Annotated in this window: 13 protein-coding genes; 8 read left to right on the forward strand and 5 right to left on the reverse strand. The window is 72.1% G+C overall.

All coding sequences use genetic code 11. The features are described 5' to 3' along the window. Positions 1 to 165: 165 nt before the first annotated feature. Complete coding sequence (locus ACGF0D_RS40610; protein ID WP_392925230.1) at positions 166 to 702, reverse strand: DUF4245 domain-containing protein; 537 nt, start codon at positions 700 to 702, stop codon at positions 166 to 168. Between the two features lie 216 nt (positions 703 to 918). Here ACGF0D_RS40610 and glpX point away from each other — a divergent pair, with 216 nt between their 5' ends. Continuing rightward, complete coding sequence (gene glpX / locus ACGF0D_RS40615; protein WP_392873719.1) at positions 919 to 1,959, forward strand: class II fructose-bisphosphatase; 1,041 nt, start codon at positions 919 to 921, stop codon at positions 1,957 to 1,959. 87 nt (positions 1,960 to 2,046) lie between these two features. Here the strand turns inward: glpX and ACGF0D_RS40620 are convergent, their stop codons facing one another. Both ACGF0D_RS40620 and ACGF0D_RS40625 read right to left on the reverse strand, forming a co-directional pair. Next, positions 2,047 to 2,478, reverse strand: coding sequence for a WhiB family transcriptional regulator (locus tag ACGF0D_RS40620; RefSeq protein ID WP_392873722.1), 432 nt, complete (start codon positions 2,476 to 2,478; stop codon positions 2,047 to 2,049). 262 nt (positions 2,479 to 2,740) lie between these two features. Further along, complete coding sequence (locus ACGF0D_RS40625; protein WP_392874265.1) at positions 2,741 to 3,424, reverse strand: DUF1707 domain-containing protein; 684 nt, start codon at positions 3,422 to 3,424, stop codon at positions 2,741 to 2,743. Positions 3,425 to 3,631: 207 nt separating this feature from the next. On the opposite strand from ACGF0D_RS40625, the gene ACGF0D_RS40630 reads away from it, so the two are divergent. From ACGF0D_RS40630 to ACGF0D_RS40640, 3 genes are all read left to right on the forward strand, one after another. Then, positions 3,632 to 5,299: a fumarate hydratase gene (locus tag ACGF0D_RS40630; protein WP_392873725.1), complete on the forward strand. Its 1,668-nt coding sequence runs from the start codon at positions 3,632 to 3,634 to the stop codon at positions 5,297 to 5,299. 152 nt (positions 5,300 to 5,451) lie between these two features. Next, entirely contained in the window at positions 5,452 to 5,724 is a 273-nt protein-coding gene (locus tag ACGF0D_RS40635) for a type II toxin-antitoxin system Phd/YefM family antitoxin (protein WP_392873728.1), read from the forward strand. After that, a complete protein-coding gene (locus ACGF0D_RS40640; protein WP_049651717.1) occupies positions 5,721 to 5,981 on the forward strand; it encodes a Txe/YoeB family addiction module toxin in 261 nt (86 codons plus the stop codon). The genes ACGF0D_RS40635 and ACGF0D_RS40640 overlap by 4 nt, the downstream gene beginning before the upstream one ends. A 21-nt stretch (positions 5,982 to 6,002) precedes the next feature. Here ACGF0D_RS40640 and ACGF0D_RS40645 read toward each other — a convergent pair whose 3' ends face one another. Continuing rightward, a complete protein-coding gene (locus ACGF0D_RS40645; protein ID WP_392925232.1) occupies positions 6,003 to 6,761 on the reverse strand; it encodes a GntR family transcriptional regulator in 759 nt (252 codons plus the stop codon). Positions 6,762 to 6,896: 135 nt separating this feature from the next. On the opposite strand from ACGF0D_RS40645, the gene ACGF0D_RS40650 reads away from it, so the two are divergent. Continuing rightward, complete coding sequence (locus ACGF0D_RS40650) at positions 6,897 to 7,115, forward strand: hypothetical protein (RefSeq protein ID WP_392925234.1); 219 nt, start codon at positions 6,897 to 6,899, stop codon at positions 7,113 to 7,115. Positions 7,116 to 7,350: 235 nt separating this feature from the next. Here ACGF0D_RS40650 and ACGF0D_RS40655 read toward each other — a convergent pair whose 3' ends face one another. Then, positions 7,351 to 7,623 (reverse strand): hypothetical protein, encoded by a 273-nt coding sequence (locus ACGF0D_RS40655; RefSeq protein ID WP_392873736.1) that lies wholly within the window; start codon positions 7,621 to 7,623, stop codon positions 7,351 to 7,353. 214 nt (positions 7,624 to 7,837) lie between these two features. Between ACGF0D_RS40655 and ACGF0D_RS40660 the strand changes: the two genes are divergently transcribed. The 3 genes from ACGF0D_RS40660 (at position 7,838) to ACGF0D_RS40670 (ending at position 14,068) form a co-directional block, all read left to right on the forward strand. Continuing rightward, a complete protein-coding gene (locus ACGF0D_RS40660; RefSeq protein WP_392873739.1) occupies positions 7,838 to 10,804 on the forward strand; it encodes a BTAD domain-containing putative transcriptional regulator in 2,967 nt (988 codons plus the stop codon). A 574-nt stretch (positions 10,805 to 11,378) separates the two neighbouring features. After that, a complete protein-coding gene (locus tag ACGF0D_RS40665; protein WP_392925242.1) occupies positions 11,379 to 12,050 on the forward strand; it encodes a class I SAM-dependent methyltransferase in 672 nt (223 codons plus the stop codon). Positions 12,051 to 12,136: 86 nt separating this feature from the next. Beyond that, complete coding sequence (locus ACGF0D_RS40670) at positions 12,137 to 14,068, forward strand: SpoIIE family protein phosphatase (RefSeq protein WP_392925235.1); 1,932 nt, start codon at positions 12,137 to 12,139, stop codon at positions 14,066 to 14,068. The last annotated feature ends 31 nt before the right edge of the window (positions 14,069 to 14,099 follow it).

Genomic DNA, 14,099 nt, shown 5'->3' on the forward strand with positions numbered 1-14,099 from the left:
AACGCTCGGCTGGGAAACCCCAGCCGAGCGCCTGGCTAAACTCCTCGCGGCCTAGACAACCGACCACGTGTTGCAACGACCACTAGAAACCACCGTTCGTCCGGCGCGGGGCCCTTCGGCGTACGCGCGTGCGTGCGCGGAAGCGGGCGCGGAGGCGGGGGCGGGCTACTTGAGCGCCTGCGCCAGCTCGGCCAGCTCCTCGTAGGAGGCGGTGCCGGTGAGCAGGGTGGTCCCGACGCCGGTCTGCGCGGCCAGGGCGCGGTCCTTCTCGCCCTGCAGCCGGTCCCAGGTGCGGCCGGCCACCTCGGAGCTGCCGTCCGCCTTGGCGCCCTTGACGTAGTCCGACACCAGGGAGTCGCGCGAGACGTCGCTCTGCTCGACCGCCGCGTACTGGCCGGAGGGGGTCACGAAGCCCAGGTGCCAGGCGTTGCCCTTGCCGTTGTTCTGGTCGGCCGGCCGGTAGGCGACCGAGGTGGCCCGCCACTTCTCCGGCAGACCCTCCGGGGCGAGCAGCGGGTACGGCGCGGCGCGCTTGGCGGAGGCCGCCGCGACCTTGTATTCGACCACGTGCACCGGGTCGCCGTTGGCGTCGTGCGGGAGGAACAGGTACCCGATCCAGACGACGAAACCGACCGCCAGCATCGACAGGACCATGTCCCGTACGGTCTGCCGACCCCTCATGCCCTTGCTGTCTGCTGCCACCCCCACATGGTGACTCATCCACACACCGGGACGGCCACCAGGGGTGGCCACGTATGGGTGAAAGGGGGGCGAATCGGTGTTTTCTGCCATAGAGCAGCGACCCGCGCCACAGACAGTCATCTCGTGGGCAGATACGATCGCAATACCCTCACCACGGCGTTCGACCAGGCAGTAGTCGGGCGCTCACTGGCCGTCGCGTACAGAGAGGTAACGACGATGACCACGCAGTACCCGCACCACCTTCCCAGTGCCCTGGAGGTCGCGCCCGAGGCTCCCGACCGGAACCTCGCGCTCGAGCTCGTCCGGGTCACCGAGGCGGCCGCGATGGCCGCCGGCCGGTGGGTCGGACGTGGCGACAAGAACGGCGCGGACGGTGCCGCCGTGAAGGCGATGCGCACCCTCGTCTCGACCGTGTCGATGAACGGCGTGGTCGTCATCGGCGAGGGCGAGAAGGACGAAGCCCCGATGCTCTACAACGGCGAGCGGGTCGGCGACGGCACCGGCGCCGAGTGCGACGTCGCGGTCGACCCGGTGGACGGCACCACGCTGACCGCCAAGGGCATGAACAACGCGGTGGCCGTGCTGGCCGTCGCCGACCGCGGCACCATGTTCGACCCCAGCGCCGTGTTCTACATGGACAAGCTGGTGGCCGGCCCGGAGGCCGCCGAGTTCGTCGACATCACCGCCCCGGCCGCGGTCAACATCCGCCGGGTCGCCAAGGCCAAGGGCAGTGCCGTCGAGGACGTCACCGTCGTCGTGCTCGACCGCCCGCGCCACGACGGCCTGGTCCGGGAGATCCGCGAGGCGGGCGCCCGGATCAAGTTCATCTCGGACGGCGACGTGGCCGGCGCCATCATGGCCGCCCGCGAGGGCACCGGCGTCGACCTGCTGATGGGCGTCGGCGGCACCCCCGAGGGCATCATCGCGGCCTGCGCGATGAAGTGCATGGGCGGCGTGATCCAGGGCCGGCTGTGGCCCAAGGACGAGGCCGAGCGGCAGAAGGCCCTGGACGCCGGCCACGACCTGGACCGGGTGCTCACCACGGACGACCTGGTCAGCGGCGAGAACGTGTTCTTCGTCGCCACCGGCATCACCGACGGCGAGCTGCTGCGCGGCGTGCACTACCGCTCGGAGACCGCCACCACCAGCTCGCTGGTGATGCGCTCCAAGAGCGGCACCATCCGCGAGATCAACTCCACCCACAAGCTCTCGAAGCTGCGGGCGTACAGCGCGATCGACTTCGACCGCGCCAACTGAGGCCCGGAAGAACGCGGCACACGGCCCCGGCGGAATCCCCCTCCGCCGGGGCCGCGGTGCGTCGCCGTCCCGCTCTCGGGCCCGCCGTCACCCGGCTATCCGGCGCCGCGCGGCCGCCGTCGCCCGGGCCGCCTCGCGCAGCTCCGCGTCCCGGCGGCGGCGCCGGGCCAGCACCACCCGCCGCTCGGCGGCCGTCAGCCCGCCCCAGACCCCGTACGGCTCCGGCTGGGCCAGCGCGTGCTCGCGGCACTCCAGCAGCACCGGACAGCGGGCGCACACCTGCTTGGCCTGCTCCTCGCGCGACAACCGGGCCGCCGTGGGCTCCTTGGAGGGCGCGAAGAACAGCCCCACCTCGTCCCGCCGACACGCGGCACCGGTGTGCCAGGGGTTGTCCTCGCCCGCGGGGGCACCCGCCTGGCCGCCCTGGGGCTGCGGCTGCGGCCGGACGCCGGGGCGGCGCTCCAGGACCTGCGCGGCGGCGACTGGCGAGGTGGTGCGGGACTCGATCGGATGCAGCACGGCCGTACTCCTGACGAGGCTCTCGGACACGGGGATCCCTCGCTCCCCCGCCGGCCGCGAGCCCCCGCTGTCCAACCCCGGCACGGCCGCTCGGCCGCCTCCGGTGCGCAGCCGTCCAAGAAGCGATGTGCGGAAGGAACTACCCCGCCCGGCCGCGATTCATGCACACTGCACGCAATCGACTACGCAGCGCACTGGCCACAACGCCGAGCGCCCGGCCGGGAGTTGATCCACGGCCGGGCACTTCGCAGGTCAATGGCGGTCAGTCGACGCCGAGTTGGCGGCGCACCCACTCCTTCAGCTTCTTGCCCCGGCGCGGCTTCGCCTCACAACCGCCGAACAGCGCAAGGCCCTTGATCCGGACAACCGGAGCGTACGGGTCCGCCGCGGTCGTCTCCCGGACGTCGAAACCGCCGAAGATGCCGATGCCGGAGCCCTGCAGCGTGACGTTCTCCGGGACCCGGACCTGGACCCCGCCGAAGATCGCCGTCACGGTGATCTCCACCTCGGGGGACTCGAACACGGCGTCGGTCAGGTCGATGTCCACCCCGCCGAACGCGGCGAAGGCGCTCAGGTGCGAGCCCACCCGCCAGCGGCCCTTGCGGGCGGCGCCGCCGAAGATCGCCACCACCGTGGGGGACTCCAGGCGCGCGGGCGGCTGCGGCGGCGACGACGGCTGCGGGGCGGCCAGCGGCGGCTTCTCGAAGGACAGCGGGCGGGCCGGCAGGTCCCGGGTCAGCGGCGCGAGATCGCCGAAGGTCTTCGCGGCGTAGGCGGCCTCGATCCGCTCGGCGTGCTCGTCCGCGTCCAGGCGGCCCTCGGCGTAGGCGTCCCGCAGCAGCTCCGCGACCTTCTCGCGGTCGGCGTCGGAGACGCGCAACTCCGCTTCTGCGGCCGGCGCGTGCGGGCGCGGCGCGGCCTGGGCCCTGCTCTCGGGCTTGGTCATCGGTACGGGCGCCGGCACCGGCGGCTGCCCCGGGTCGTCGTGCGACGGCGAGTTGTCCACGGGATCAGACTAGTCGCTCGCACTCCCGAGCGAGTGAGCCCGGTCACGCAAGGCTGCCCTGTCCGCATGCCGGCTTCCGACGGGTCCTACCCTTGATGGTGCTTCGCCGACGCAGCCGGACCAACTGGACAGCTAAGGACCGCCCCCATGGCTCCCACGCCAGACTTCGAGTACAGCGACCTGCTCCCCCTGGGCGCTGACCCGACCCCGTACCGCAAGCTCACCTCCGAGGGTGTCTCCACCTTCGAGGCCGGCGGTCGCACGTTCCTCCAGGTCGAGCCCGAGGCGCTGCGGCTGCTGACGGCCGAGGCGATGCACGACATCTCGCACTACCTGCGCCCCGCCCACCTCGCCCAGCTGCGCCGCATCCTGGACGACCCGGAGGCCAGCCCCAACGACCGCTTCGTCGCGCTCGACCTGCTGAAGAACGTCAACATCTCGGCCGGCGGCATCCTCCCGATGTGCCAGGACACCGGCACCGCGATCGTCATGGGCAAGCGCGGCCAGAACGTGCTGACCGAGGGCGGCGACGAGTCCGCCATCGCGCGCGGCGTGTTCGACGCGTACACCAAGCTCAACCTGCGCTACTCCCAGATGGCCCCGGTGACCACCTGGGACGAGAAGAACACCGGCAACAACCTGCCGGCCCAGATCGAGCTGTACGCCACCGACGGGGACGCGTACAAGTTCCTGTTCATGGCCAAGGGCGGCGGCTCCGCCAACAAGTCGTACCTGTACCAGGAGACCAAGGCCATCCTGAACGAGGCGAGCATGCTCTCGTTCCTGGAGCAGAAGATCCGCTCGCTGGGCACCGCGGCCTGCCCGCCGTACCACCTGGCCATCGTGATCGGCGGCACCAGCGCCGAGTTCGCGCTGAAGACCGCCAAGTACGCCTCGGCGCACTACCTGGACAACCTGCCGACCTCGGGCAACGCCAAGACCGGCCACGGCTTCCGCGACCTGGAGCTGGAGGCCAAGGTCACCGAGCTGACCCAGAAGATCGGCATCGGCGCCCAGTTCGGCGGCAAGTACTTCTGCCACGACGTGCGCGTGGTGCGCCTGCCGCGGCACGGCGCCTCGCTGCCGGTCGCGATGGCCGTCTCCTGCTCCGCCGACCGCCAGGCGCTCGGCAAGATCACCGCCGAGGGCGTGTTCCTGGAGCAGCTGGAGACCGACCCGGCGAAGTACCTGCCGGACACCACCGACGAGCACCTCGACGACGACGTGGTGCGCGTCGACCTCGACCAGCCGATGTCCGCGATCCGCGCCGAGCTGTCCAAGTACCCGGTGAAGACCCGGCTGTCGCTCACCGGCACGCTCGTGGTCGCCCGCGACATCGCCCACGCCAAGATCAAGGAGCGCCTGGACGCCGGCGAGGGCATGCCCAAGTACCTCCAGGACCACCCGGTCTACTACGCGGGCCCGGCCAAGACCCCCGAGGGCTACGCCTCCGGCTCCTTCGGCCCGACCACCGCCGGCCGGATGGACTCCTACGTCGACCAGTTCCAGGCGGCCGGCGGCTCGATGGTCATGCTCGCCAAGGGCAACCGCAGCAAGCAGGTCACCGACGCCTGCGCCGCGCACGGCGGCTTCTACCTCGGCTCGATCGGCGGCCCGGCCGCCCGCCTCGCCCAGGACTGCATCAAGAAGGTCGAGGTGCTGGAGTACGCCGAGCTCGGCATGGAGGCGGTCTGGCGCATCGAGGTCGAGGACTTCCCGGCCTTCATCGTCGTCGACGACAAGGGCAACGACTTCTTCCGCGAGACCACCGAGGGCCCGCTGATCACCAACCTGCGCGTCCGCTCCAAGGAGTAGCCCCGCCCGGGGCCGTCCCCGCACGCCCCCGAACCGCCCCGGCCGCCCCGCGCCCGGGGCGGTTCCGTTTCGACCGTTTCCCATGGCATCCAGTACGGGTAACTCGTACCATGGCGGTACGGATATCCGGTACCCGAGCGGAGGACGTTCCCATGGCGATCAGCGCGAGCGAGGCACGCACCCAGCTCTTCCCGTTGATCAAGAAGGTCAACGACGACCACGCCCCCATAAGGATCACGTCCAAGGGCGGGGACGCCGTCCTGATGTCCGCCGAGGACTACGACTCCTGGCAGGAGACGATCTACCTCCTGCGCTCCCCCGCCAACGCCCAGCGACTCATGGAGGCCGTCGCCCGCGACAGGGCGGGCCACCCAGGCGTCACCAGGACCGTGGAGGAACTGGAAGCGCTGGCGGGTGAGGTGTGAGGAGCGTCCACTTCGACCCGGACGGCTGGGAGGACTTCCTGTTCTGGCTCGGGTCGAACCGGAAGATGGCCCAGCGGATCACCCGCCTGATCGGCGAGATCCAGCGGGACCCCTTCGACGGCATCGGGAAGCCCGAGCCACTGAAGGGGGACCTGGCCGGCTACTGGTCGCGGCGGATCGACGACGAGCACCGACTGGTGTACCGGGCGGACGAGAAGGAAGTGAAGATCCTCAAGGCCCGCTACCACTACCAGTAGGCCGGGCCGGCCGGTCGGCGCTCAGGCGTCGAAGTCGTACTCCAGGACGTAGGAGGCGGAGTCCAGGGTCATCTCGTTGAGTTCGACGACCTGGCCCTCGTCGGCGAAGGCGGTGCGGCAGATCAGGATGACCGGGGTGCCGGCGGACAGCTCCAGGCGCGTGGACTCCTCCGCGCTGGGCATCCGCGAGCGGACCTCCTCGCGGAAGTGCACGGGCTTGGCGCCGATCTCGGCGAGCCGGGCGAAGATGCCGCCGGGGCCGGTGTCCTCGCGGGTGATGGCGGTGCCCGCGACCAGCACCGCGGGCAGGTAGGAGGTCGAGAGCAGCACCGGCTTGCCGTCCAGCACGAAGCGGCGCTGCCGCACGCACATCGGGGCGCCCGGGTCGACCCCGAGCACCCGCGCCACGTGCTCGGGCGCGCCCTGCTCGGCGACGGTCACCTGGTCGACCACCAGGCTGCGGTTGTCGATGTCCGCCGACCATATCGACCGGCCGGCCCCCCACTGCCCCTGCGCCAGCCGCTGGATGCCGCGCCGGCGCAGCGGCCGGAAGTCCCGGACGAACACCCCGGCACCTCGGCGCGCCTCGGCGATGCCCTCGCTCTGCAGCACGCCGAGCGCCTGGCGGGCCGTCATCCGGGCCACGCCGTACTCGTCCATGAGGTCGTTCTCGCCGGGCAGGCGGTCGCCCGCGCGGTACCGGCCGGCGTCGATGGCCGCCTTCAGCGCTTCGGCGATCCGCTGATACTTGGGCTGCTTGTCGCCACTGCTGCCGGTCATCGCCGCTCTCCCTCTGCCTCGGACAAATCGTAGGCGCGCCCGCGGTCGCCGGTAAGGAGATACGACGGACCGTTGACATCTCTAGAGATATTAGCTTCTCTAGAGATGCTGGGCACACGCCGAAAGGAGCAGGCGGTGAGCACCCGACAGCGCGACACCTCGACCTACCGGCCACACACGGGTGAACTCGTCCTCGACCGGAGGACCGGACGCACCGGCATCTACATGGACACCCTCGGCGGCGAGCACTACCTGCGCCCCGAGGGCGGCGGCCGGGAATGGACCGCCGAACCGCACCAGGTCTCACCCGTTCCCGGGCCCCGCGATTCGACTGAATGGGATCATTTGCGGTAATTGCGGCAAAATCCACGCAAACCGCAGCATTCAGGGCTCGGCAATCCCCAGTGAATCCGGAATTCCGGAACGCCGGACGCCCCACGACCGGCACGTTACGGATAGCACCGGTCACCATGCGTGCACCAGGGACCGAAATCAGCCACCACGGTGCACCCGCACACGAATTGGCGCGCGCATAACCGACGGCGCCCCCGCGCCCGGACAGGGCGCGGGGGCACTCGGCCAGAACGGCTTACGGGTTGCCGCCGACCGCGTTCTCCGGCCGGTACGGGCCGCCCGGCTCGCCGGCGGGCTCCTCGATGTACTGGCCCTCGTCACCGAAGGAGCCGTTCTCGAACGCGTTCTTCTCCGCGTCGGTCGGCGCGGTGTACTCGGTCGGGTTCGAGGCCGCGGTCACCGCGCCCTCCACAGCCTTGCCCGCCTCCACAGCGGCGGCCGGGGTGCCGGTCTGCGCCGTGTTCTCGGGCGTCGACAGCACCGGGGTCTCGCTCTGGTCATTGGCCATTGGGCGGCCGCCTTTCGGTCATCAAATGTGTTCAGCCCGACCTCTGTGGCGCGGGCGCGCGGACAGTATCGTAGGGTTGATTAAATGTCCGATAAACATCGTGCGGCTTGCGGCACCATCCGGCAGAGTCGGGCGTCCGCCTAAGCTGAAGCATCGCGGCGGACCGCCGAGCGCCCTTTCACGGAATCGACACCATAGGCCATCGGGGGACTTCATGGAGTTTCTGGAGACGCCGCAGAACCCTGCGCTGCGCTTCCAAGTCCTCGGTCCGGTCCAGGCCTGGCTCGACGGCAAGCCCCTCTCCCTCGGATCGCCCCAGCAGCAAGCGGTGCTCACCACCCTCCTGCTGCACTCCGGACGCCCGGTCACCACCCAGGACCTGGTCGACGCCCTCTGGGGCGACCGGCCCCCCACCCAGGCCGTGGCCGCGCTGCGCACCTACGTCTCCCGCCTGCGCTCCGTCATCGAGCCCCGGCGCGAGGTGCGCCGGCCCGCCGAACTGCTGGTCTCGGTCGCCGACGGCTACGCGCTGCGCATCCCGGGCGAGGCCCTCGACCTGACGGTCTTCGAGCGGCTCTCCGCCGAGGCCGCCACCGCCCGCACCTCGGGCGACAAGCACAAGGCGCACCGGCTGCTGACGCAGGCGCTGGACCTGTTCAGCGGACGTCCGCTGACCGGCGTCCCCGGCCCGTACGCCGACGCCCAGCGCGGGCGGCTGGCCGAGCGCCAGGTGGCGGCGACCGAGGAGCTGTGCGCCGCCGCGCTCGACGTCGGCCTGCACGCCGAGATCGTCGGTGAGCTCAACAACCTGACGACCGAGCACCCACTGCGCGAGCGCCTGCGCGAACTGCTGATGCTGGCGCTGTACCGCTGCGGACGCCAGGCCGAGGCACTCGGTGTCTACACCGACACCCGCAAGCTGCTGATCGAGGAGCTCGGGGTCGAACCAAGCGCGGGCCTGTCCGCGATGCACACCCGCATCCTCGCGGCCGACCCGGCGCTCGCCGTCCCGGTCGCCCCCGCCCCTGGCCCCACCGTCCGCGAGGACGGCCCGGCCGCACCCCCCGCTCCGGCCCAACTCCCAGCCGATGTATCCGACTTCAGCGGGCGATCGGAACTGGCGGACGACCTCTCGGCGGTCCTGATGGACGCCACCGGCCAGGCCGTGGTGGTGACCTCGCTGGCCGGCATCGGCGGCGTCGGCAAGACCACCCTCGCGGTTCACGTCGCCCACCGGGTCCGCGCCGAGTTTCCGGATGGGCAGCTGTACGTCGACCTGCGCGGAGCCGGCGTCTCGCCCGCCGACCCGGCGGGCGTCCTGGGCGACTTCCTGCACGCGCTCGGCGTCGCCGAGAGCCCCGACTCGCTGGAACAGCGCGCCGCCCTCTACCGCTCGCTGCTCGCCAGCCGACGCATGCTGATCCTGCTCGACAACGCCCGCGACGCCGACCAGATCCGGCCGCTCATCCCCGGGGTCTCCGGCTGCGCCGTCCTGGCCACCAGCCGCTCCCGGCTGGCCGGCATCCCCGGCGCCCAGCTGTTCGACGTCGAGGAGCTGACCCCTGACGAGGCGCTGGCGCTGTTCTCGGCCGTCGTCGGCGAGCACCGGGTCGCCGCCGAACCAGAGGCCGCCATGCAGGTCGTCACCGCCTGCGGCTTCCTGCCGCTGGCTGTACGCATCGCCGCCGCCCGACTGGCCAGCCGCCCGCGATGGAGCGTCTCCGACCTGGCCCGTCGGTTAGCCGACCAACGCCGACGGCTGGACGAACTCCAGCTCGGCAACCTCGCAGTGGAGACCACCATCGGGCTCGGCTACGGACAGCTGTCCGCGACCGAGGCCCGCGCCTTTCGGCTGCTCGCGCTGATCGACTCCCCCGACATCCCCCTGGCGGCCGCCGCAGCACTGCTCGGCTTGGACGAGTACACCGCCGAGGGCCTCGCCGAGGCCCTGGTCGAGGCGAACATGCTGGAGTGCTTCGCCCCCGGCCGCTACCGCTACCACGACCTGCTCCGGCTCTACGCCCAGCGGCAGAACGAGCGGATAGGAGACACCGGCGAGCAGGAGCAGGCGGTGCTCCGGCTGCTCGACCTGCTGATCCCGACCGTGCGAAACGCGGCCCAGGTGATCGAGCCGGACGAACCCGTGCTCGAACAGCTGACCGCACTCGCGTCGCCGGGACTCGGCCTGCCCACGAGTCACGCCGCACAGGACTGGCTGCGTACCGAGGGCGGTCTGTTGCTCAGCACCGTCGAGGCCGCCGCGAGCGGCCCCGGCGCCCTGCAGCGCGCAGCCATTGACCTGTTGAACTACCTGATCAGCATCGACCCGGACCCGACCCGCGGCCCCCGAGCACTCCGGACCCTGGAGGCCATCGGTGCGGACGCGCGTCGTCGTGACGACTCGGCGGCGCTCGCCCGGGTGCACTTCGCCCGCGGCACCCTGCAGTCCGACACCAGCGACTTTCAGGGGGCGGAACAGTCCTTCCGCCGAAGCCTGGACCACCAGGCGCCGGACGACGCGACCGTCCTGCTCCTCGCCACGGCCAACATGCTGGGCGTGATGCTGAACGTCGGCAACCGTCCGGCCGAGGCCCTGTTGTTCTACGAACAGGCCCGCGCCACCAGCCAGGCCGTCGGCGCACCGACGTCCGAGGCGCGGGTGGTCAGCAACATAGCCCGGGCGCAGCACCGGCTCGGCATGACGGAGACGGCGATCCAGTCCGCCGGCGAGGGTGTCGCCGCCGCTCGGGAGTCCAAGAACGGCCCGCTGCTCGCGCAGACGCTCTACCAGCTCGGTGTGGTGCTCTCCGGCGCCGAGGCCGTCCCGCACCTGAGGGAGGCGCACGGGCTGTACCAGTCGCAGCAGAACACCCTGTGGAGGGGTTACACCCTGGCCCGCCTCGCCACCGCCCTGCTCGCGGCCGGACAGCCCGCCGAGGCCGCCGAGGCAGCCGGCGAGTCGCTCGCGATCGCCCAGGAGCTGGACTCCGCCTACTGCCAGGGCCTGGCGAACGCGGCGCTGGGCGAGGCGCTCCTGACGCTCGCCCAGCCGGCCCGCGGGCTCGCCTGCCTCCAGGAGGCACATGCGACCTTCATCCGGCTCGGTGTGCCCGAGGCCTCCCCCGTGGCGGACCTCATCTCCCAGCAGCACACCGAGCCCTTCCCTCCCCCCGCGCCGTAAGGTCTCCGCTCCCCCACGGAAGACCTCCCCCGTTCCGCGCGTCGGCGCTCCCGCAGCCCCCCGGCTGCGGGAGCGCCCTCAACGCTTCCCCGGCGCTGGACTCCACTCTGCACCGCGCCGATTGACGTTCGATAAACGTCCGATAGTCAGCCTGCGGATCGGCAAAACCGCAGGTCATCGACGTCAGCCTGGCGCATTGTCCGGCGCGCGGAGCCTCGCGCACAACCTCGCCCACACCCTCGTGCTTCCGCAACCCGGGCCACAACGGTCCAAGCACGGCGAGTTGGCCGGAAAGGGACCCCATGGCGCAGTGATCACGCATATTCTCAGATGCCAGTACGCACACGAGTGTCTGCCGGATACGCATCGGGGTGCAGTCCGTCCGTGTGGTGCGCAGAGCGCGACGTACCGCCACCGGCAGCGGCCCGCGGGGCCGCGGGAGGCGCCACCGGAGGCCACGGGTGGAAGGGTGTCTCGCAACGTGACGACCGGACAGATATCCGACCCGTTCCCCGTCGGCGAGGACGCGGGCGACGACGAGCCCGAGGTACGGCGGCGGCGGGCGGCCCGGGCACTGCAGGCGGTCGCCTTCGACACCATCGGCGCCGGGTACGGCGAGGCCTTCCCGGCCAAGGACGGCCAGTTGGCCTGCGGCCGGCGGCTGCTCGCCGGGCTGGAACCCGGTGCCCGGGTGCTGGACGTCGGCTGCGGCACCGGTGACCCGACCGTCCGGCAGCTGGCCGCGGCCGGTCTGCGGGTGACCGGCGCGGACCTCTCCGACGGGATGCTCACCCTGGCCCGGCGGACCGCTTTCCCCGGCGTCTTTGCGCCAGTCTTCCATCGGATCGACCTGTACGATCTGGCCACCGAGCGTGCGGACCGGGTCTGGAACGCCCCCGGACTGGGGCCGGACGGGCGGGGCCGCTTCGCCGCGGTCACCGCGTTCTTCTCGCTGATCCTGCTGCCGCAGGACGAGATTCCGACCGTGCTCGGGCGGCTACGCGAACTCCTGCGTCCGGGGGGACTGCTGGCGCTCGGTATGGTCGAGGCGGACCTGGATCACGTTCCGCTTCCGTTCCTTGGCAGAGAGCTGCGGATCAGTGGGTATCTGAGGGAGGATCTGGAGCGGGTTCTGGTCTCGGCCGGCTTCGCCGTCGAGGAGTGCTCGGGGCATCCGTACGCACCGGCCAGTACCTCGCTGCCGCCGGAGGAACAGCTGTTCCTGTGCTGTCGACGCGTCGGCTGATCGAACCGGGACAGGACAGGACCGGCCGTACCCGGCCGGCGCAACAGAACAGCTCACCGACCACACCGAATCCAGGACAGGCAGCCGTGCGCGACCAGCTCAAGACCGAGGCGGAGCAGCCGCCCGCCGTCCCGGGCCAGCGCCGCCAGGTCCCGGCCGCGCCACCGGCCCCGACCTCGGCCCCGGCCCCGGCTCCGGCCGCCCCGGCCCTGGCGGTGACCCCGGCGGCCCCGGCCCCGGCACGGCGGACGGGCGCGCGGCCGGAGCGCACCGAGATGGCGGACCGGCTGGCGTACCTCGACTCGGCGACCCGGCGGATCAACACCGCCCTCGACCTCGCCGCGACGCTGCGCAACATCGGCCGGGTGCTCGTCCCGACGCTCGCCGACGCCGCCGTCGTCCACCTGCGCGACCCGCTGCCCAACGTCGAACGCGAACCCGGATTCCCGGAGGAGCTGCGGATACACCACAGCACCGGCACCCGGATCGGCCGCCGCGGCCGCCCGAGCGGCCTGGACGACCGGCGCCGCTCCCGTTACGGCGCCCGCTCGACCGCCGACGGCGGCCCGGCCACCCCGGTGACCCGCGGCGGGGCGCTCGCCCACGCCCTGCTGAGCCGCCGCCCCGCCGAGGCCGCCGTCCTCGGCACGCCCTCCGCCGAGCGCGCCGAGACGCTGCTGCGCGAGCTGTACGGCACCCGCGGGGTGGCCCGGCTGGCCGCCGGCACCTCCGTCCTCGCCCTGCCACTGCGCGGCCGCAAGGCGGTGCTCGGGCTGTTGATACTGATCCGCCGTCCTCCCGAACGCAGCGGCCGCCCGGTCTTCGACGCCGCGGACACCGCGACCGCGGCGCACCTCGCCACCCAGGCCGGGCTGGCCGTGGACACAGCGCTGCGCTACGCCCGCGAGTGGGAGATCGCCAACGAGCTGCAGCGCAGCATGCTGCCGCTGCGCCTGCCGCAGTCGCACGGCGTCCGGATCGCCCAGCGCTACCTGCCCGGCGAGCGCGGCGCCCAGGTCGGCGGGGACTGGTACGACGCCGTCCCGCTGCCCGGCAACCGGGTCGCCCTGATCGTCGGCGACGTGATGGGCCACTCGCTCACCTCGGCCGCCATCATGGGCCAGCTGCGCACCAGCGCCCAGACCCTGGCCGCCCTCGACCTGCCGCCGCACGAGGTGCTCTACCACCTCGACGAACAGGCCCAGCGGCTCGGCCGCGAACAGCACCTGGCCACCTGCGTCTACGCGGTGTACGACCCGATCGCCAACCGGGTGGTGATGGCCAACGCCGGGCACGTCCCACCGGTGCTGGTCCGCCCGGACGGCACCGCCGAGCTGGTCGAACTGGACTCCGGGGCGCCGATCGGCGTCGGCGGGGTGGACTTCAACTCCGTCGAACTGCCCGCGCCGCCCGGCTCGGCGCTGCTGCTGTTCACCGACGGCCTGGTGGAGACCCGCACCCGCCCGATCAGCGACGGCCTGGAGCTGCTGCGCGCCCGGATCGCCGCCGCCCGCTGGCAGTCCCCGGAGCAGCTGTGCCAGGAGGCGCTGCGGATCCTGCCGCCCGGCGACCGCGGCGACGACATCGCGCTGCTCGGCGCCTGCTTCGACGGCATCCCGGCCGGGGACGTCGCGCACTGGTACCTCCAGCCGCGCAACGAGACGCCGGGCCGGGCCCGCCGGCTGGCCGCACACACCCTGCGCCGCTGGGGGCTGGACGAGCTCAGCGAGGCGACCGAGCTGATGGTCAGCGAGCTGGTGACCAACGCCGTCCAGCACGCGACCCGGCCGGTCACCCTGAGCCTGGTGCGCACCGCCCGGCTGCGCTGCGAGGTCGGCGACGACAGCCCGCTGCTGCCGCGCCCGCGCCGCACCGGGCCGGAGGACGAACGCGGGCGCGGGCTGCAGATAGTGGCCCGGTGCGCGGACCGCTGGGGCGCGACCAGGCTGGGCACCGGCAAGGTGGTCTGGTTCGAGCAGCGGCTGCCCGCGAACGTGAACGTGAACGCCGGGGCGTGAGCGCGCCGTTGTGAGCGCGCCGCCGTGAACG

The sequence above is a fragment of the Kitasatospora sp. NPDC048298 genome, from assembly GCF_043201465.1.
Taxonomy (GTDB): domain Bacteria; phylum Actinomycetota; class Actinomycetes; order Streptomycetales; family Streptomycetaceae; genus Kitasatospora.